Annotated in this window: 18 protein-coding genes; 16 read left to right on the top strand and 2 right to left on the bottom strand. The window is 65.8% G+C overall.

The features are described from left to right. The first annotated feature begins 325 nt into the window (after positions 1–325). The 15 genes from rplU (at position 326) to HMPREF0298_RS03840 (ending at position 13,542) form a co-directional block, all read left to right on the top strand. Positions 326–631, top strand: coding sequence for a 50S ribosomal protein L21 (rplU, locus tag HMPREF0298_RS03770; RefSeq protein WP_006839777.1), 306 nt, complete (start codon positions 326–328; stop codon positions 629–631). Positions 632–656: 25 nt separating this feature from the next. Beyond that, positions 657–1,001 carry a 50S ribosomal protein L27 gene (rpmA, locus tag HMPREF0298_RS03775; protein ID WP_006839778.1) on the top strand — a complete coding sequence of 115 codons (345 nt, stop codon included), beginning with the start codon at positions 657–659 and terminating at the stop codon, positions 999–1,001. 87 nt (positions 1,002–1,088) lie between these two features. Next, positions 1,089–1,871, top strand: coding sequence for a hypothetical protein (locus HMPREF0298_RS03780; RefSeq protein ID WP_006839779.1), 783 nt, complete (start codon positions 1,089–1,091; stop codon positions 1,869–1,871). 140 nt (positions 1,872–2,011) lie between these two features. Further along, positions 2,012–3,523 (top strand): GTPase ObgE, encoded by a 1,512-nt coding sequence (obgE, locus tag HMPREF0298_RS03785; protein WP_006839780.1) that lies wholly within the window; start codon positions 2,012–2,014, stop codon positions 3,521–3,523. 23 nt (positions 3,524–3,546) lie between these two features. Further along, positions 3,547–4,722 carry a glutamate 5-kinase gene (gene proB / locus HMPREF0298_RS03790; RefSeq protein WP_006839781.1) on the top strand — a complete coding sequence of 392 codons (1,176 nt, stop codon included), beginning with the start codon at positions 3,547–3,549 and terminating at the stop codon, positions 4,720–4,722. Positions 4,723–4,734: 12 nt separating this feature from the next. Further along, a complete protein-coding gene (locus HMPREF0298_RS03795) occupies positions 4,735–6,045 on the top strand; it encodes a glutamate-5-semialdehyde dehydrogenase (RefSeq protein WP_006839782.1) in 1,311 nt (436 codons plus the stop codon). 115 nt (positions 6,046–6,160) lie between these two features. Continuing rightward, positions 6,161–7,117, top strand: coding sequence for a PE-PPE domain-containing protein (locus HMPREF0298_RS03800; protein WP_006839783.1), 957 nt, complete (start codon positions 6,161–6,163; stop codon positions 7,115–7,117). 39 nt (positions 7,118–7,156) lie between these two features. Continuing rightward, positions 7,157–7,765, top strand: a complete 609-nt coding sequence (gene nadD, locus HMPREF0298_RS03805; RefSeq protein ID WP_040422470.1) for a nicotinate-nucleotide adenylyltransferase — start codon at positions 7,157–7,159, stop codon at positions 7,763–7,765. A gap of 79 nt (positions 7,766–7,844) precedes the next feature. Next, the gene (gene rsfS, locus HMPREF0298_RS03810; protein ID WP_006839785.1) at positions 7,845–8,336 is read left to right on the top strand and encodes a ribosome silencing factor; all 492 of its coding nucleotides are present in this window, start codon (positions 7,845–7,847) and stop codon (positions 8,334–8,336) included. A gap of 17 nt (positions 8,337–8,353) precedes the next feature. Continuing rightward, positions 8,354–9,022 (top strand): histidine phosphatase family protein, encoded by a 669-nt coding sequence (locus HMPREF0298_RS03815; protein ID WP_040422472.1) that lies wholly within the window; start codon positions 8,354–8,356, stop codon positions 9,020–9,022. Further along, on the top strand, positions 9,022–9,831 hold the full coding sequence (locus HMPREF0298_RS03820) for a DegV family protein (RefSeq protein WP_006839787.1): 810 nt from the start codon (positions 9,022–9,024) through the stop codon (positions 9,829–9,831). The genes HMPREF0298_RS03815 and HMPREF0298_RS03820 overlap by 1 nt, the downstream gene beginning before the upstream one ends. A 79-nt stretch (positions 9,832–9,910) precedes the next feature. Further along, positions 9,911–10,555 (top strand): ComEA family DNA-binding protein, encoded by a 645-nt coding sequence (locus HMPREF0298_RS03825; protein ID WP_006839788.1) that lies wholly within the window; start codon positions 9,911–9,913, stop codon positions 10,553–10,555. Further along, positions 10,556–12,190, top strand: coding sequence for a ComEC/Rec2 family competence protein (locus tag HMPREF0298_RS03830; RefSeq protein WP_006839789.1), 1,635 nt, complete (start codon positions 10,556–10,558; stop codon positions 12,188–12,190). It begins immediately after the preceding gene. 1 nt (position 12,191) lies between these two features. After that, the gene (gene holA / locus HMPREF0298_RS03835; protein ID WP_006839790.1) at positions 12,192–13,136 is read left to right on the top strand and encodes a DNA polymerase III subunit delta; all 945 of its coding nucleotides are present in this window, start codon (positions 12,192–12,194) and stop codon (positions 13,134–13,136) included. A gap of 10 nt (positions 13,137–13,146) precedes the next feature. Beyond that, positions 13,147–13,542, top strand: coding sequence for an ankyrin repeat domain-containing protein (locus HMPREF0298_RS03840; protein ID WP_006839791.1), 396 nt, complete (start codon positions 13,147–13,149; stop codon positions 13,540–13,542). 188 nt (positions 13,543–13,730) lie between these two features. On the opposite strand, the gene rpsT is transcribed toward HMPREF0298_RS03840, so the two are convergent. Together rpsT and HMPREF0298_RS03850 are read right to left on the bottom strand one after the other, a co-directional pair. Further along, the gene (gene rpsT / locus HMPREF0298_RS03845; RefSeq protein WP_006839793.1) at positions 13,731–13,994 is read right to left on the bottom strand and encodes a 30S ribosomal protein S20; all 264 of its coding nucleotides are present in this window, start codon (positions 13,992–13,994) and stop codon (positions 13,731–13,733) included. A 184-nt stretch (positions 13,995–14,178) separates the two neighbouring features. After that, complete coding sequence (locus HMPREF0298_RS03850; RefSeq protein WP_006839794.1) at positions 14,179–14,535, bottom strand: type II toxin-antitoxin system PemK/MazF family toxin; 357 nt, start codon at positions 14,533–14,535, stop codon at positions 14,179–14,181. Positions 14,536–14,820: 285 nt separating this feature from the next. Between HMPREF0298_RS03850 and lepA the strand changes: the two genes are divergently transcribed. Then, on the top strand, positions 14,821–16,677 hold the full coding sequence (lepA, locus tag HMPREF0298_RS03855) for a translation elongation factor 4 (protein WP_006839795.1): 1,857 nt from the start codon (positions 14,821–14,823) through the stop codon (positions 16,675–16,677). Positions 16,678–16,683 lie beyond the last annotated feature (6 nt).

A 16,683-nucleotide genomic window follows, 5' to 3' on the forward strand; every position in this document is an offset into this window, starting at 1 on the left:
CGGTGGCGACACCGACGAACGCCCCGCGGGAGACTGGGGCGCGTGGTGGGGGCGTCGACAAGCAGGCGAAGCCGGACAAGCAGGTCGGCGGGCGCGGACGGCGCCGAGCCGTGAGGCGCCGGCCCCAGTAGCCCGCGGTTTGGAGAAGTGCCCGGGGCCGTAGTAGGCTTTGGCAGTCCGTGTTGTGGGGCGTGCGCGCCTCGTAGCCTCAGCATGCAGGCACGGCAAGCCTGGTACAGGCCCCAGAACACTTAAATTCACTGTTCCAAGCGGTTCCCGAAGCATGCCGGGCCCCGTGCGAGTTATAGATAAGGGGTAACCCTCTATGTACGCGATCGTCAAGACCGGCGGCAAGCAGTACAAGGTTGCCGAGGGCGACCTGGTCCGGGTCGAGAAGCTCGAGGGTGAAGCAGGCGACAAGGTTGCACTCACCCCGGTTCTTCTCGTCGACGGAGCAGATGTCACCACCGGCCCGGATGCACTTGCCAAGGTAAACGTTGAGGCCGAGATCGTCGAGCACGGTAAGGGCAAGAAGATCGACATCCTCAAGTACAAGAACAAGACCGGCTACAAGGTCCGTCAAGGCCACCGTCAGCCGCAGACCACCGTCAAGATCACCGGCATCAAGTAAAACTTCTTCAAAAGGAGATCCAACAATGGCACACAAGAAGGGTGCATCCAGCTCCTCGAACGGTCGTGACTCTGAGTCGAAGCGCCTCGGCGTGAAGCGCTTCGGTGGCCAGCAGGTCAAGGCCGGCGAGATCCTCGTCCGCCAGCGCGGCACCAAGTTCCACCCGGGCGACAACGTCGGCCGCGGCGGCGACGACACGCTGTTCGCGCTTTCCGCGGGCGCAGTCCAGTTCGGAATCAAGCGCAACCGCCGCATCGTCAACATCGTCCCGGCCGACGGCCAGGGCGTTGCCTCCGAGGTCCTGGAGGCCGCTGAGGCAGCAGGCGTTGTCGAGGAAGGCACCGTCGACGAGGTCACCGCGACCGCCTAAGACGCGCAACCACACACCCCCGGGCTGTCACCAGCCGGGGGTGTTTTTCCAGTTTCGGCCGCACCCCTCGGGGCATAGGCTGAGCGCATGAGCACTACCCCGGAGAATTTTCCTTATACCCAGGATCCCCAGCCGGCCCCGTGGGGCGTCGCTGATCCCGTCGGCTACGCGTTCAAGCGCATCTTCTCGCGGAACTGGCACATGTGGATCGGGCTGACGCTGATCTTCATCGTCGCGCTGATCGCGGTGTTTGCGGTGATGGTCAGTTGGGTCGCGGTCCCGATCGACGGCGATGTAAACGCCTCGATGAGCAGCGGGCAGATCGTCGCGCTCATCGTCTTCTTCGTGGTGTTCATCGGCGCGTCCGTTTACCTCACGGCGCTGTACTACAACGCCGCTCTGCGCGAAACGCGCGGTGAGGAGCAGACGTGGGGCACAGTCTTCAAAGGCGTGCCCTTCGGTCGCGCTCTGCTGTCCTTCGTCGTCGTGCTGGGGATCATGCTCGTGGTGTACGCGATCACGGCACTGGTGCTCTTCCTGGCTTCCCTCGTTTCCCCGTGGCTCATCGCGCTGGCGGCGATCCTGGTGATTGTCGCGCTCATCCCCGTGACCATAGTTTTGTCGTTCGTGCAGGTCTACATCATTGACGGCTACAGTGTCGGCGACGCTTTGTCAGCGGCGCGGCGTGACGTACTGCGTGACTTCTGGAAGGTCTTCGCATCGCTACTGCTGCTCACGGTCATCGGGTACGCGTTGATACTCGTCACCTTCGGAATTGGCCTGTTGGTCTACGTTCCCCTGTTGTCGCTGGCATCGGTCTTCATCTACAGGAAGATCTCCGGCGGCAACGTCGCAGCGCTGGGCAGCTAGCGCCCCGGGCTCGCGGCCCCGGCGGGTCAGTCTGTGCAATTGTTGGATTGTCCCTGCTCAGTCCGTAAGGTGGGAAGCCACGAAGGTTTTTGTTCGACACGATTTCCACATGATTTCCTCACGACGGAAAGGCTGGCATCATGGCTCAGTTCGTTGATCGCGCCCACCTGCACCTGCAGGCAGGCGACGGCGGGCACGGGTGCGTGTCAGTGCACCGGGAGAAGTTCAAGCCTCTCGGCGGGCCGGACGGGGGCAACGGCGGGCACGGCGGCGACATCATCTTCGAGGTTTCCGCGCAGGTGCACACCTTGCTGGACTTTCAATTCCGGCCCCACCTGAAAGCAAAGCGCGGTGCAAACGGGGCCGGGGACAACCGCAACGGCGCACGCGGCGATGACCTGATCCTCGAGGTACCCGTCGGCACCGTCGTGCGCAGCGTCGACGGCGAGATCCTCGCGGATCTGACGGTGCCGGGCACCCGCTTCGTTGCGGCCGAGGGAGGCTTCGGAGGCCTGGGCAACGCGGCGCTAGCCAGCACAAAGCGCAAGGCGCCCGGGTTTGCGCTCAAGGGTGAACCCGGCGAGGCCCACGAACTGGTGCTCGAGCTGAAATCGATGGCCGACGTCGGCCTCGTCGGTTTTCCGTCGGCGGGAAAGTCCTCGCTGATTTCCGTGCTTTCCGCGGCGAAGCCGAAGATCGCCGATTACCCGTTTACCACCCTGCAGCCGAACCTCGGCGTCGTCGACGTGGGCAACGACACGTTCACGATCGCGGACGTCCCGGGGCTGATTCCGGGCGCGAGCCAGGGCAAGGGCTTGGGCCTGGACTTTCTGCGCCACATCGAGCGAACCGCCGTGCTCGCCCACATCGTGGATACCGCCACAATGGATCCGGGCCGCGACCCGCTGTCCGATATCGATGCGCTGGAAGCGGAGCTGGCCTCGTATGCGGAAGAACTCGATACTGATTCCGGCCTCGGCGACCTTCGTGATCGCCCCCGCCTGATCGTTTTGAACAAGATGGACATTCCCGACGCCCGGGAGCTCGCGGACTTCCTCGAGGAGGACCTCAAGCAGAGGTTCGGCTGGCCGATTTTCACCATCTCCACGGCGACGCGCGAGGGGCTGGACGAGCTGAAGTGGGCGCTGTGGGACATCGTGCGTGCGGCGCGCAAGGCCCGCCCGAAGGCAAAAGCCGAGCCTGGAACGCTGCAGGTGCTCAAGCCGCGGGCGGTCGACGCCACCGGCGGCACCGACGGCATCGTGGTCGCGGCGGATCCCGAGTTTGAAGGCGCGTGGGTTGTCACCGGTGAAAAGGCGATGCGCTGGATCCGCCAAACCGACTTCGAGAACGACGAGGCGGTCGGCTACCTCTCGGATCGCCTGAACAAGGCCGGGGTGGAGGACCAGCTACGCAAACTCGGAGCTCGCGAGGGCGACACCGTGACCATCGGCGAGATTTCTTTCGATTGGGAACCTTCCGTCGGAGGCGACCCGACGCTCGCCGGCCGCGGCCAGGACGCCCGCCTTGTCGGCACCGACCGCACCTCTGCCGCGGAACGCAAGCGTGCCTCCCAGGCCCGTCGCGGCCTGATCGACGAATACGACTTCGGCGATGGCGAGGAAGCCGATCGCGAGCGCTGGCAAGGCTAGGCCAGTCGCTAACCTGGAGACCTATGACGAACGACACCGAACACGCATCAGCCCTAACTCGGACCAACGAAACGTTGAAAACCGAAGAGCAGTTGCGCCACCACATCGCATCCGCGAAGCGGGTGGTGGTCAAGATCGGGACGAGCTCGCTTGTCGACGACAACTACACCGTCAGCCAGGACCACATCGACCGGATCGTCGACGCGCTGCAGGCCCGCATGGCGGCTGGCAGTGACGTCATCGTGGTCTCCTCCGGCGCGATTGCTGCCGGCATGGCGCCGCTGGGCTTGACCAGCCGGCCGCGCGATCTGGCGACCAAGCAGGCGGCGGCGGCGGTGGGCCAGGTCCACCTCGCGCAGAGCTGGGCGCGCTCGTTCGCCCGCTACGACCGCACCATCGGCCAGGTCCTTTTGACCCAGTCCGATGCCGGTAGGCGGGATCGCGCGCGCAACGCGCAGCGCACCATCGACAAGCTCCGGCAGTTCGGTACCGTGCCCATCGTCAACGAGAACGACACGGTGGCGACCTCGGAGATGCGCTTCGGCGACAACGACAGGCTCTCCGCCATCGTGTCCACGCTGGTCTCGGCGGATGCTTTGTACCTGCTTTCGGACGTCGACGGCCTCTACGACCGCAACCCCACCGACCCGGATGCTCGCCTGATCACCCAGGTTCGCTCGGGTAAAGACTTAGAGAACGTCGTGGCAGGTGACGGTGGAGCGCTGGGCACTGGCGGAATGGCCGCGAAGGTGTCCGCCGCGCGCCTGGCGGCGCGGGGTGGGGTCCCTGTGCTGTTGACGTCGGCAAACAGCATCGAGCGTGCGCTGGGCACGGCCGACTGCGGCACGGTGTTCCACACGCGTCTACAGTCGAGCCTGAGCGCCTGGAAGTTTTGGGTGCTCTACGCCGCCGACGCGGAGGGCGTGCTGCGCCTTGACAGGGGCGCTGTCCGCGCGGTGACCCGGGGTGGCACGAGCCTGCTCGCCGTGGGTATTACCGAGGTCGAAGGCGATTTCCACTCGGGCGATATCGTGGAAATCCTCGGCCCGGAGGGTGAGGCCGTGGGCCGCGGAGTCGTGGCCTACGATGCCTCCGAGCTCACGGGCATGGTGGGCAAAAACACGCGCGACCTCGAGCCCCACCTGCGTCGCCCAGTCGTCCACGCGGACTATCTGTCCAACTACGCCACCCGGTTGTAGCGACGCACTACGATGGCCCCCATGGCTGAGACGAACGACGCAGACGCAACTGCACAACGTGCCGCCGAGCGCGAAGAAGTCCTGACAAAGGCTCGAACCGCGAAGGCCGCGGCGCCGGTTCTGGCGACGCTGCCCACCCCGGAGAAGGACGCGCTGCTGCGCGATGCAGCTGAGCAGCTGGTGAGCCGCGGCGCGGAGGTGCTTGCCGCCAATGCCGAGGATATCGCGGCTGGGCGCGGCGCCGGCATGAGCGAATCTCTCATTGACAGGCTCTCGCTCGACGTCAAGCGTATCGACGCCATCGCCGACGGCCTGCGCCAGGTCGCGGGTTTGAGCGACCCGGTCGGCGTGGTGGTCCAGGGCCGCACGATGTCCAACGGAATCCGCATGCGCCAGGTCCGCGTGCCGTTGGGTGTGATGGGCATGGTCTACGAGGCGCGCCCGAACGTCACCGTCGATGCTTTCGGGTTGGCGCTGAAGTCGGGAAATGTCGCCATGCTGCGCGGTTCGAAATCTGCGCGAGCGACCAACAAGAAGCTGGTCGAAATTCTGCAGGATGTCGTGGTCAAACATGGACTGCCGCGCGAGATTGTGCAGTTGCTGCCGTGCGAGACCCATGAGTCGGTCCAGGACTTGATCACGGCTCGCGGGCTTGTCGACGTCGTCATCCCGCGCGGTTCCGCGCGCCTGATCAACGCAGTGGTGGAAAACGCCACGGTCCCCGCCATTGAAACGGGTACCGGCAACTGCCACTTCTACGTCGACGCTGCGGCGGACGTGGACTCGGCGATCGCGATGCTGCTTAACGGAAAAACTCGGCGTGTCTCCGTGTGCAACGCGACGGAGACGGCGCTGATCGATTCCCGCCTGCCCGCCGCCGATCAGCTGCGGGTGATCACCGCACTGCAGGAGGCGGGGGTGCGCGTTCATGGGGACGTCGATAAGCTTTCGGCCCTTGGGGTGCGCGACGTGGTGGCCGCGACCGAGGAGGATTGGGCTGACGAGTACCTGTCCATGGATATCGCGGTGGACATCGTCGACGGCGTCGGGGGAGCAATCGCGCACATTGCGAAGTGGTCCACGGGGCACACCGAGGCAATTGCCTCGCGCGACGCGCTCACCCTGCAGCGCTTCGCCGACGAGGTGGATGCCGCGGCAGTGATGCTCAACGCCAGCACCGCTTTTACCGACGGTGAGCAGTACGGAATGGGGGCGGAAATCGGGATTTCCACCCAGAAGCTGCACGCCCGCGGCCCGATGGCGCTACCCGAGCTGACTAGCACAAAGTGGATCCTCGAGGGGGCCGGTCACGTGCGCGACTAGACGGAGTTTGTGACTGGCCCGTGAGCAAGCTGTGATCTCGCAGCGACATATCTCCGCGGCCGGTATAGGATGTGAGCCGTTCAAATACCAACCTCAATGAAACGGCAGAACAGCCGTGTCTCGCACCCCTGCTTTCACCCTCCGCGCCGTCGCGGTTGCCCTTGCAGTCGCCCTGACTGCGGCGCTCGCCGCCATCCTCGTCCCCGCTGCGGGACTGGCCGGAGTGCACGCCCCCCACGCCAGCGCCCAGCAGCGCTGTCCCGCCGTCGCGGTCATCGCGGCGCGTGGCTCAGGCCAGAACACCCAGGTCATCCCCACCACCTACTCGCCGGGGGCAGCCTGGACGTCCAACGGGTGGGAAGGCGAGACCATCCGAGCCTTCCTGCGCCACGCCGAGGGCCGCTACCGCGCCACCCACGGTGGTGCCTCGCTGATGAACGACGTCGAGGTTATCGGCCTCGAGCCGCGCTACTACCCGGCCGTGTACCCGGCCTACGACACACCGGCCGTCGTGGTCCCAGCCACCATTGCCCAGGCCGTCGGCCTCGCGGTGCAGTACACGGTTCCCGCGCTGCAGATGGCGCGTGCTGCAGGCACCCAGTTCCTCGACTCTGTCAACGCTGGACGCTCCGGCGTCATGCAGGCCATCAACGACTACGAAGCCTCCAGCGGCTGCCGCCCGGGCTACATTCTGATCGGCTTCTCGCAGGGGGCGATGGTGCTGCTCGAGCACGAGAAGGAACTAGCGGCGCGCGGCCAGCTCGCTGGTGTGGTCTACCTGGGCAACCCCAACACCGCACCGGGCGACTGGTCCACCGTCGGCGTCGGCGGCGGCGGCGCGGGTGGAGTGCTCGGTGCACTGCCGTTCAACTCGAAGTCGGCGGCCGCGACCAGCAACCGCGTCACCTACTGCCTGCCCCTCGATGGGATCTGCGACTTGTCCATCGCCACGCTGCGCGGCGCCGAGGGTAACGGCGGAAACCACGGTCGTTACTACCTCCAGCCCTCCCCGTGGGACGACCAGGTCTCCGACAGCCTCGGTCGGTTCGTCGACCAAGTCCGCTACCGATAGAGCCGCCAAGCTGCTCGATTGGCCCTAGACTCGCAGGGTATGAAACCACGCAAAATCGGTGTCATGGGTGGGACCTTCGACCCGATTCACAACGGCCACCTCGTGGCGGGCAGCGAGGTCGCCGACCGCTTCGATCTCGATGAAGTAGTCTTTGTGCCCACGGGCGACCCGTGGCAGAAAGCGGATCGCACGGTCACCGACTCGGAGCACCGATATTTGATGACGGTGATCGCCACCGCATCGAACCCGCAGTTCACTGTCTCCCGAGTAGACATCGACCGGGGTGGGCCGACGTACACCATTGATACCCTGCGTGACCTGCGGGAAGCGTATCCGTCCGAGGAGCTGTTCTTCATTACCGGGGCAGACGCGCTGAGTTCGATCATGTCCTGGCACGACTGGGACCAAATGTTCGACCTAGCGGAGTTCGTCGGCGTGACCCGGCCCGGTTACGAGCTGCGCGAGGACATGCTTCCCGCACAACACCGGGAACGCGTCCACCTCGTGGAGATCCCCGCGATGGCCATCTCCTCGACGGATTGCCGCCTGCGCGCCAGCCAGGGCAGGCCCGTGTGGTACCTCGTGCCCGACGGGGTAGTGCGCTACATCGCCAAAAACAATCTCTACCGCGCGGGTGACGTCGCCTGACTAGCACAAGTGGCGCAACTCGTGTGACAATGGGCGCTATATTTGGTGCTTTTTCCCAACCGAGAAGGATTGTAAACATTTGACAGCCCTGCAGACCTCTATCGACCAGGCGACCATCGCAGCGAAGGCCGCGGACGAGAAGCTCGGACGCAACATCGCCGTGATCGACGTGTCCGACGTCGTGGGTATCACGGACATTTTCGTCATCGTCTCCGCCGACAACGAGCGCCAGGCCGCCGCGATTGTCGAGGAGATCGAGGGCGATCTCACCGATGCCGGTTACGAGCCGAAGCGCCGCGAAGGAAACCGGGAGAACCGCTGGGTTCTGCTCGATTACGGCGACATCGTCATCCACGTGCAGCGCGAGGCCGAGCGCGATTTCTACGGTCTTGATCGGCTCTACGCCGACTGCCCGGTCTATGAGGTCGAGGGCGTGCCGCCCTACCAGCGCGACGTTGCCTTCGGCGACCTTGCCCAACAGGGCGATTCATCCGCCGTGCGCGACGCCGAGAGAATCGAGGACCTGCCGTTGGCGGGTGAGGGCCCAGTATCCAGCGACGACGAGTTCTAGGAACCAGGCGCGGCGCGATGAGACGACGACTAATTTTGCTGCGGCACGGCCAGACCCACTACAACGCGGGCCGGCGCATGCAGGGCCAGCTGGACACCGAGCTGTCGGAGGTGGGCGTGGAGCAGGCGCGCGCCGCCGCGCAGCTGATGAAGAACCTCGGGGTGTCCAAGATCGTCTCCTCCGATTTGGCGCGTGCCCGCCACACCGCGGAGATCATCGCGGCCTCGTTGGGGCTGGAGTTGACGCAGGATGCGCGGTTGCGCGAGACGCACCTGGGGCAGTGGCAGGGCAAGACGCATGCTGAGGTGGATGCTTGGCGCGACGGGATCAGGGCGCACTGGCGAAATAACGCCGCGTGGGCGCCGCCTGCCGGGGAGAGCCGCTTGGATGTGGCCAAACGCGCCCGCCCCGTGGTCGATGAGCTGATGAGCTCGTATCGCGAGTGGGACGATTCCGCGGTGTTGCTCGTCGCCCACGGTGGGACAATCTCGGCTCTGACCTCGAACCTGCTGGGTTTGAGCGAGAGCCAGTACCCGCTGCTCAACAGTTTGAAAAACACCAACACCTCGCGGCTGAGCGCCGAGCCCGCGTACCGCGAGGGCTCGGCGGCGCCTGCGGAGTTCCCCACGGAGCCGAGTGCGGTGCAGTGGTACCTCGACGCCTGGAACCAGGGGTTTAGCGACTAATGAGCGTACGCATCGTTGTGGATTCTTCGGCCGGGCTGCCGAGCGACATCGCCGAGCAGCTCGGCATCACCGTCGCCGAACTGCACGTCATGGACGACGACGGCGGCGGATCCACCAGTGGCCTGTCCGCCGTGGAGCTCGCCGCCATCTACGCGCGCCAGCTGGAGCGCGGCGGGGACGACGGGGTCGTGGCGTTGCACCTGTCGAAGAGTCTTTCCTCGACGTGGTCCGCGGCCGTGTCGGCCTCCGCGGTGTTCGACGAGTCGGTGCGCGTGGTGGACACCCACACCGTCGGCATGGCGGTCGGCGCTGCCGCGATGGCGGCGGCGTCGCTGGCGCGCGAGGGCGCGGATTTAGATGCCTGCGAGAGGATCGCTGAGAACACCCTCGCTAGCTCGGAGACGTGGGTGTACCTCAGCCAGCTTGACGACCTGCGCAAAAGCGGGCGTTTGTCGACCGGCACCGCGGTGCTCTCGGCCGCGCTGTTGGCCACCAAGCCGATCCTCCACCTCAAGGCCGGAAAGCTCGAGCTTGCGGGCAAAACTAGGACCCAGACAAAGGCGTTCATCAAGCTCACGGAGCTCGTGCAGGAAAAGGCGGACGGCAACCCGGTGTTTGTTGCGATCCAGCACGCCGGAGTGGATGAGGCGGCGCAGGCCCTGGTGGATATGCTCACCGAGGTGCTGCCGAAAGGCTCCCGCGTGCTTGTCGTGCCGCTTGTCGACGCCCTCGCGGTGCACACCGGCGCCGGGGCGATCGGCCTGTCAGCCGTCTTTTCTTCGGGCTTTGGGGATAACTCACCCGAGTAGGTGACGCTTCAACGCGGTTATCCACATGTTGGGCCGCTGAGCCTTCCTCCGCGGCGCGCCGCGGCCTAGCGTCAGCGCCATGAGTCGCCCGAGCCGCCCGAGTAGCACCGACCGCATCACGGAACTGCTGCGCCCGACCGGGGAGGAGGATCGCCTCGCGGTCGAGTTCCCGCCCCCACGCGTGCGCGTGGAGCCGTTGCACGCCGCGGTTGCCGTTGCCGTCGTGCTTGCCCTGGTAGCCGGCTGGGCGTTCCTTCGCCCCGCCGCGCCCGAGCCGCAGTGGGACACCGCCGCTGTGGAGGCCCCACCCGCGCAGGTGGTGGTGTCGGTGGTGGGGGAGGTGGCCAACCCCGGCCTGGTCACCTTGGAGCAGGGCGCGCGCGTGGCGGACGCCCTCAAGCTGGCTGCACCGCTGCCCCAGGCCGACCTCATCTCGCTCAACCAGGCGCAGTTGCTCGTCGACGGCCAACAGATCCACGTCCAGGCGGTCGGGGCTGCTCCGGCTGGCCCCGCGGCGCAGCCGCCAGCGCCGGGGCTGGTGTCGCTGAACTCAGCCTCGGCGGCGGAGCTTACGACGCTGCCCGGCGTCGGTGATGCCACCGCCGCCGCGATCATCGCCCACCGCGAGGCCAACGGACCTTTTGCTTCGGTGGAGCAGTTGATGGACGTCAAGGGCATCGGCCCCGCCAAGTTCGAGGCGCTCAAAGACTTAGTGGGCGTCTAAATGTCGGAGCTGCGCCTGGTTCCTGCCGCCGTTGCCGTGTGGGCGGCCACGCTGGCGGCGATCTGCTGGGGCCCGGCGGCGTCTGTAGCCGCGGTGGTGTTGGTGTGCACCGCGGTGGCCTGCGCCAGGCAGTGGGGCCAGGTCGTGCTCGTCGCGGGCCTGGGTTCCGCGGCCGCGCTGGTTGCGGTGATGCGAGTTGCCACGGCCCGCGCGTGGCAGTTCGGCACCGAAGTCCTCGGCCGGGTCTCCGGCGCCGCACACCCCATCGAGGGCCACGGCTACCTGCTGCGTGTCAGGGTTACCGGCCACCCTGGCCCGATCGCCGTCTTTGTCGACGATCTACCCCCGGGCGCGGTGAACGGAGCGGTCGTGCGTGTTACCGGGCGCGCCTCCGAGGCGGAGCAGGCCGGTACGGCGCAGGTCGTCTTCAACGGCGAGGTGACGGTTGTGAGTGACCCAACAGGCATGGCGGCCTGGTCGAACCACGTCAAGGAGACGTTCACTGCGTCGGTGGCCGACACGGTCGGCCCGAGGGCGCAGGGGCTCATCCCCGGCATGGTGTTAGGGGATACCTCGCTACAGTCGCAGGTGCAGCAGCAGGCCTACATCGACACCGGGCTGTCGCACTTAAGCGCGGTGTCCGGAAGCAACGTCGCCATTGTCACCGCCGCGGCCGTGGTGCTGGCTAGCGCGCTTGGGCTCGGGCTTCGCGGTCGCATCGCGTTCGCCGCGGCGGCGCTGGCGCTGTTCGCGGGGCTAGTAGGGCCCGAGCCGAGTGTGCTGCGCGCGTCTGTCACGGGCCTTGTGGGGCTGGCGGCGGTGCTGGCGTCGTCGACCGCCGAGCCGGTGCACACGCTGTGCTTGGCCGTGATCGGGCTCGTGCTGATCGATTCAAACCTAGCCGTCAGCTTCGGCTTCGCGCTGTCGGTTGCCGCCACCGCGTCGATCGTAGCGCTGAGCCCGCTGCTGTATCGCTACCTTGTGTTTACCCGCTGGCCGGAGATCGTGGTGCGTGCCCTCGCCGTCGCCGTGGCCGCCGATATTGTGACGATGCCGTTGGTGGCTCTGATGTCGGGCGAGGTGTCCATCGTTGCGGTACTGGCGAACATCCTAGTCGTGCCCGTGACTGCTCCGGTGACGGTTCTCGGCCTGGTTGCCGTGGTGCTCTCGCTCGCACCCGGCGGGTTGGAGGTGCCGATTCTATGGGTTATCGAGCCCCTGGCCGCGTGGGTTGACCTCGTCGCCACCACGGGTGCCGCGTTTCCCGGTGCCACGGTTGAGGCGGGCCCGCTCGGCGTCATCGTTTGCTACGGGTGGGTGCTCGCCGGGTTCTTGGCACAGCGACCGCGCCTCACTCTGACGGCCGTTGCCGCGGCGCTCGCGGTTGCTGGCCCGGGGGCGCAGTGGCATAAACCGGTGGAGCTCAACCGCCTCACCGCGCACGTCGTCGAGCGGGAAAGCGGCATTGAGCCGGTGCCGGCGCACACGCAGGTTGTGGTCGTCCTTGAGGGCGGCCAACCCCACGACCGGCCCGTGTCCACGACCGGCGGCCTGCCGGTGCTTTACCCCAACCGCGACGGGCCGGTGTGGCTTTACCCCGACGGCACGCAGCGCGCACAAAGCGGAAGGTTTTAAGATGGGGCGCATGCTCAATCCCGTCCACCTCGTCTTGGGCGAAGACGAATTCCTCGCCGAGCGCGCGACGAAGACCATCATCGACGCTGCAGCCGACGGCGCGGCGCCCGAGGTCAGCCGCTTGCGCGCCGGCGACGTCACCGAGGCAGAGCTGCTCATGGCCACGAGCCCCTCGCTGTTTGCCGAGCAGCGGGTCGTGGTGTTCACCGGCGCGGAGCAGGCGGGCAAGGAGCCCACGGAGCTGTTGTTGCAGGCGGCACGTGACCCAGCGCCGGGGATGACGCTGATCATCGAGCACACCGGAGGCGGACGCAACAAGTCTTACGTGGCCAAGTTTAAAAAGGTCGCTGAGGTGCACACAGTCGACCCGCTGCGCGACAGGGACCGCCACGCCTGGCTGAACAACGAGTTCCGCCGCCTCGGGGCCCACCCCACTCCCGATGTTGTTGCCGCGTTGCTCGAATCCGTCGGCTCCGATTTGCGCGAGCTGGCCACGGCGGCAAGCCAACTCGTGGCAGACACCGAGGGGGAGCTGACGGTGAGGTCCGTTCATGCCTACTACTCCGGGGTAGCTGAGATTTCCGGGTTCGACATCGCAGACCTTGCCGTAGCCGGGCGCGCAGAGCGGGCACTGGCCTCGACGCGGCGCGCGCTGCAGCTGGGCATTAGCCCCGTCGCCCTTGCCGCGGCGCTGGCCAGGAAAGTAAGCGACATCGCCAAGCTCTACAGCACCCGTGGTAACCCCGACCAGATCGCCCGCGAGCTGGGAATGCATCCGTTTGTCGCGAAAAAAACAATGCAGGCCGCACGGACCTGGTCCGGCGAGGCCGTCTCAGAGGCCGTGATCGTCATCGCGAACCTCGACGCCGAGGTCAAGGGCCAAGGCGGTGACCCAGACTACGCGATCGAACACGCGGTGCGCAGAATCGCCGAGCTTGCGCGCTAAACTGGCACGCATGAACGAGCAGGAAAACCAGCACGTGCCGGAAGATGTCCAGGAGTTCGCGGGCAAGCTCTTCGAGTTGGCGCGCACGGGGGACGTGGTGCTGCTCGACTACGTCGATAACGGCGTCGACGTCAACCTTGCCAACCAGGATGGCAACACGTTTCTCATGCTCGCGACGTATGCGGGGCATCTCGAGCTCGCGCGGGGCTTGGTTGAGCGTGGGGCGAACGTCGATAAGCTCAATGCCCGCGGTCAATCGCCGCTGGCCGGCGTCATTTTCAAGAAGGAAGACGAAATCGTCGAGCTGCTTCTCCATGCCGGAGCCGACCCGCGAGCGGGTCACCCCGACGCGATCGCGACCGCGCGCATGTTCGGGCGCGAGGACCTCGCGGACAGGATGCAATGATTAACCCCGGTGGCCTCGCGGTCATCCTTGGGCTCAGGGCGGCGCGAACCAGGTAAGCGTGAAGTCCACGCCAGGGTGGTTCACTGCGGCAGTACTCGTTCGCGGGCCGCCAACGCTGCTCGGCTAAAAAGCGCGAAAAAGCCCCTCCGCCTGAAGTAGAGCGCGGAGGGGCGTTGAGCGCAGGCGAGCTACGCCATCTTGTTCAGGGCGCGTGCCATATTGGACTTCTTGTTCGCCGCGGCGTTGCGGTGGAACACGCCCTTGGTCACGGCCTTGTCCAGCTTGCGCGAAGCCACGCGCAGCTGAGCCTCGGCGGCTGCCTTGTCGCCGGACTCGACGGCCTCGCGGAACTTACGCATTTCCGTGCGGGTTGCGGAGCGGACGGACTTGTTGCGCAGGCGGCGCTTCTCGTTGGTGAGAACGCGCTTCTTCTGCTGCTTGATGTTTGCCATAGTGATGCACCTCTTGATTGCGTCATTGAGTAGAAAAGTCACCGTCCGGGCGGGAGAGAAGCGCTGAGCGTTTGATGGGACGCGGGCCCAAGGTCCTGCTCGCGTAGCTCGGCGCACCCGTGGATTCCCGGATGCGGACAACCATTACAAACTAGCAGGATCCCGCGGCGCGACCAAAACCGCGCTAGATCCAGTCGAAGTGGTCCCGCAGCCGGTTGGCAACGCGCTCGAAGCGCCGCGGCGGAACGGAGGCGCCGCGGCGATGGACGTCGGTCTCGGAGACCAGCAGGGTTTTGTCCATGCGCACCCAGCACGGCTCGCCGGAGGCATCCCAATCCCCGGAGCCGATGTCGAGCCAGTCGGGGTGGGCGGCGTGCTCCTTGTCGGGAGAAATGAGCAGCCCGAGGACATCGTGGTGCTCGCGGCCGACGATGAGCAGTGAGCGTTCACGCGGCGGGGTCGACGGCACGGTGACCCAGACGACCTCGCCCGGTTCTGCTTGGCCGTCCATGTCGGGCGCGTAGTAGATGCTGCGTGCCATCCGCGAGGTGGGTTTGACGATGAGCCTGGCTACGGTGGCCTTCTTGCGTTCGCGCGGGGCGCGGGGTGAGGAGCCGAGGCGCTCGTTGAGCAGAGCGAGGCCTTCTTCCAGTGGGCCCGGGCCCCCGGCTTTGCGGCGCTTGATCCTGCGGACGAAGATGCCCCTTCACCCCCTTTGGCTGGTCGATGCGGTTCTCGCACCTACTTTAAGGGGTGTTGGTGGCCTTCACAACAAGTTTGTCGCGTGTTGGGTTTGCCCACGTGAGACGGTAAAGTGGGGCCAATCATGGCTGCCTCGAAAACCAATTTTGCGGAGACGACGTTTACGGACCCTTCACGGATCCGGAACTTCTGCATCATCGCCCACATCGACCACGGTAAATCGACCCTGGCCGATCGCATTCTCCAGCTCTCCAAGGTCGTCGATGCGCGTGACATGCGCGACCAGTACCTCGACAATATGGACATTGAGCGCGAGCGCGGCATCACCATCAAGGCGCAGAACGTGCGCTTGCCGTGGACGCCGCTGTCGGGCGAGTTCGTGGGTCAGGAGACGATCCTGCAGATGATTGACACGCCCGGCCACGTCGACTTCTCCTACGAGGTCTCGCGTGCGCTGGAGGCGTGCGAGGGCGCGATTTTGCTTGTCGACGCCGCCCAGGGCATCGAGGCCCAGACCTTGGCCAACCTGTACATGGCGATGGACAAGGACCTTGAGATCATCCCGGTGCTCAACAAGATCGACCTGCCCGCGGCCGATCCGGACAAGTACGCGCTTGAGCTCGCCCACATCATCGGCTGCGAGCCGGAAGACGTGCTGCGCGTCTCGGGCAAGACGGGCGTCGGGGTGCCGGAGTTGCTGGATCGGCTAGTGGACCTCGTGCCCCCGCCGTCGTCGGAAGGCGGCGCGGACGCCCCGGCTCGGGCGCTGATCTTTGACTCGGTGTACGACACGTACCGCGGCGTGGTCACCTACGTGCGCATGATGGACGGCAAGCTGATGCCGAACCAGCAGGTGCAGATGATGAACACCGGCGTCACGCACGAAATCCTGGAGATCGGCGTCGTCTCACCGACGATGAAGAAGACCAAGGGCTTGGGCCCCGGTGAGGTGGGCTACCTCATCACAGGTGTGAAAGACGTGCGCGAAACCCGCGTGGGTGACACGGTGACCTGGGCGAGCAAGGGTGCGGAAACTCCGCTTGCCGGTTTTGCCGAGGTCAAGCCCATGGTGTACTCGGGCCTGTTTCCGGTATCCCAGGAAGATTTCCCCGCCCTGCGCGAGTCGCTGGAAAAGCTCCAGCTTAACGACGCCTCCCTGACGTGGGAGCCGGAAACCTCTGTCGCCCTCGGGTTCGGTTTCCGGTGTGGCTTCCTCGGCCTTCTCCACTTGGAGATCACGCGAGATCGCCTCGAGCGAGAGTTCGACCTCGATCTGATTTCCACCGCCCCGTCCGTGACGTACCGGGTCGTCGCCGAGGACGGCACTGAGCAGTACGTGCACAACCCCTCGGACTGGCCCGGCGGCAAGATGCAGGAGGTCTACGAGCCGGTGGTGAACATGACCATCATCGTGCCGCAGGAGTTCGTGGGCACGACCATGGAGCTGTGCCAGTCGAAGCGCGGCACGATGAAGAACATGGAGTACCTCTCGGAGGAGCGCGTGGAGTTGCGCTACATCATGCCGCTCGGTGAGATCATCTTCGACTTCTTCGACATGCTCAAGTCCCGCACGAAGGGTTACGCCTCCCTGAACTACGAGGAGGCCGGCGAGCAGGAAGCCGACCTGGTGAAGGTGGACATTCTGCTGCAGGGTGAACCGGTGGACGCGTTCTCCGCCATCGTGCACCGCGACTCCGCCCAGTGGTACGGCAACAAGATGACTAAGAAGCTCAAAGAGCTCATCCCGCGCCAGCAGTTCGAGGTGCCGATCCAGGCGGCCATCGGGGCGAAGATCATCGCCCGCGAGAACATCCGCGCGCTGCGCAAGGACGTGTTGTCGAAGTGCTACGGCGGCGACATTTCGCGCAAGCGCAAGCTGTTGGAGAAGCAGAAGGCGGGCAAGAAGCGCATGAAGTCCATCGGCTCGGTCACCGTGCCGCAGGAGGCGTTCGTGGCGGCGCTGTCGACGGACGAGGAGTAGGCGCGG

It is taken from the genome of Corynebacterium lipophiloflavum DSM 44291 (assembly GCF_000159635.1).
GTDB classification, from domain to species: domain Bacteria; phylum Actinomycetota; class Actinomycetes; order Mycobacteriales; family Mycobacteriaceae; genus Corynebacterium; species Corynebacterium lipophiloflavum.

Bases quoted from the DNA above. Each gene is read 5' to 3' on its own strand.
- rplU (WP_006839777.1), top strand. From the start codon at position 326: ATGTACGCGATCGTCAAGACCGGCGGCAAGCAGTACAAGGTTGCCGAG.
- rpmA (WP_006839778.1), top strand. From the start codon at position 657: ATGGCACACAAGAAGGGTGCATCCAGCTCCTCGAACGGTCGTGACTCT.
- HMPREF0298_RS03780 (WP_006839779.1), top strand. From the start codon at position 1,089: ATGAGCACTACCCCGGAGAATTTTCCTTATACCCAGGATCCCCAGCCG.
- obgE (WP_006839780.1), top strand. From the start codon at position 2,012: ATGGCTCAGTTCGTTGATCGCGCCCACCTGCACCTGCAGGCAGGCGAC.
- proB (WP_006839781.1), top strand. From the start codon at position 3,547: ATGACGAACGACACCGAACACGCATCAGCCCTAACTCGGACCAACGAA.
- HMPREF0298_RS03795 (WP_006839782.1), top strand. From the start codon at position 4,735: ATGGCCCCCATGGCTGAGACGAACGACGCAGACGCAACTGCACAACGT.
- nadD (WP_040422470.1), top strand. From the start codon at position 7,157: ATGAAACCACGCAAAATCGGTGTCATGGGTGGGACCTTCGACCCGATT.
- HMPREF0298_RS03815 (WP_040422472.1), top strand. From the start codon at position 8,354: ATGAGACGACGACTAATTTTGCTGCGGCACGGCCAGACCCACTACAAC.
- HMPREF0298_RS03820 (WP_006839787.1), top strand. From the start codon at position 9,022: ATGAGCGTACGCATCGTTGTGGATTCTTCGGCCGGGCTGCCGAGCGAC.
- HMPREF0298_RS03825 (WP_006839788.1), top strand. From the start codon at position 9,911: ATGAGTCGCCCGAGCCGCCCGAGTAGCACCGACCGCATCACGGAACTG.
- HMPREF0298_RS03830 (WP_006839789.1), top strand. From the start codon at position 10,556: ATGTCGGAGCTGCGCCTGGTTCCTGCCGCCGTTGCCGTGTGGGCGGCC.
- holA (WP_006839790.1), top strand. From the start codon at position 12,192: ATGGGGCGCATGCTCAATCCCGTCCACCTCGTCTTGGGCGAAGACGAA.
- HMPREF0298_RS03840 (WP_006839791.1), top strand. From the start codon at position 13,147: ATGAACGAGCAGGAAAACCAGCACGTGCCGGAAGATGTCCAGGAGTTC.
- rpsT (WP_006839793.1), bottom strand. From the start codon at position 13,994: ATGGCAAACATCAAGCAGCAGAAGAAGCGCGTTCTCACCAACGAGAAG.
- HMPREF0298_RS03850 (WP_006839794.1), bottom strand. From the start codon at position 14,535: ATGGCACGCAGCATCTACTACGCGCCCGACATGGACGGCCAAGCAGAA.
- lepA (WP_006839795.1), top strand. From the start codon at position 14,821: ATGGCTGCCTCGAAAACCAATTTTGCGGAGACGACGTTTACGGACCCT.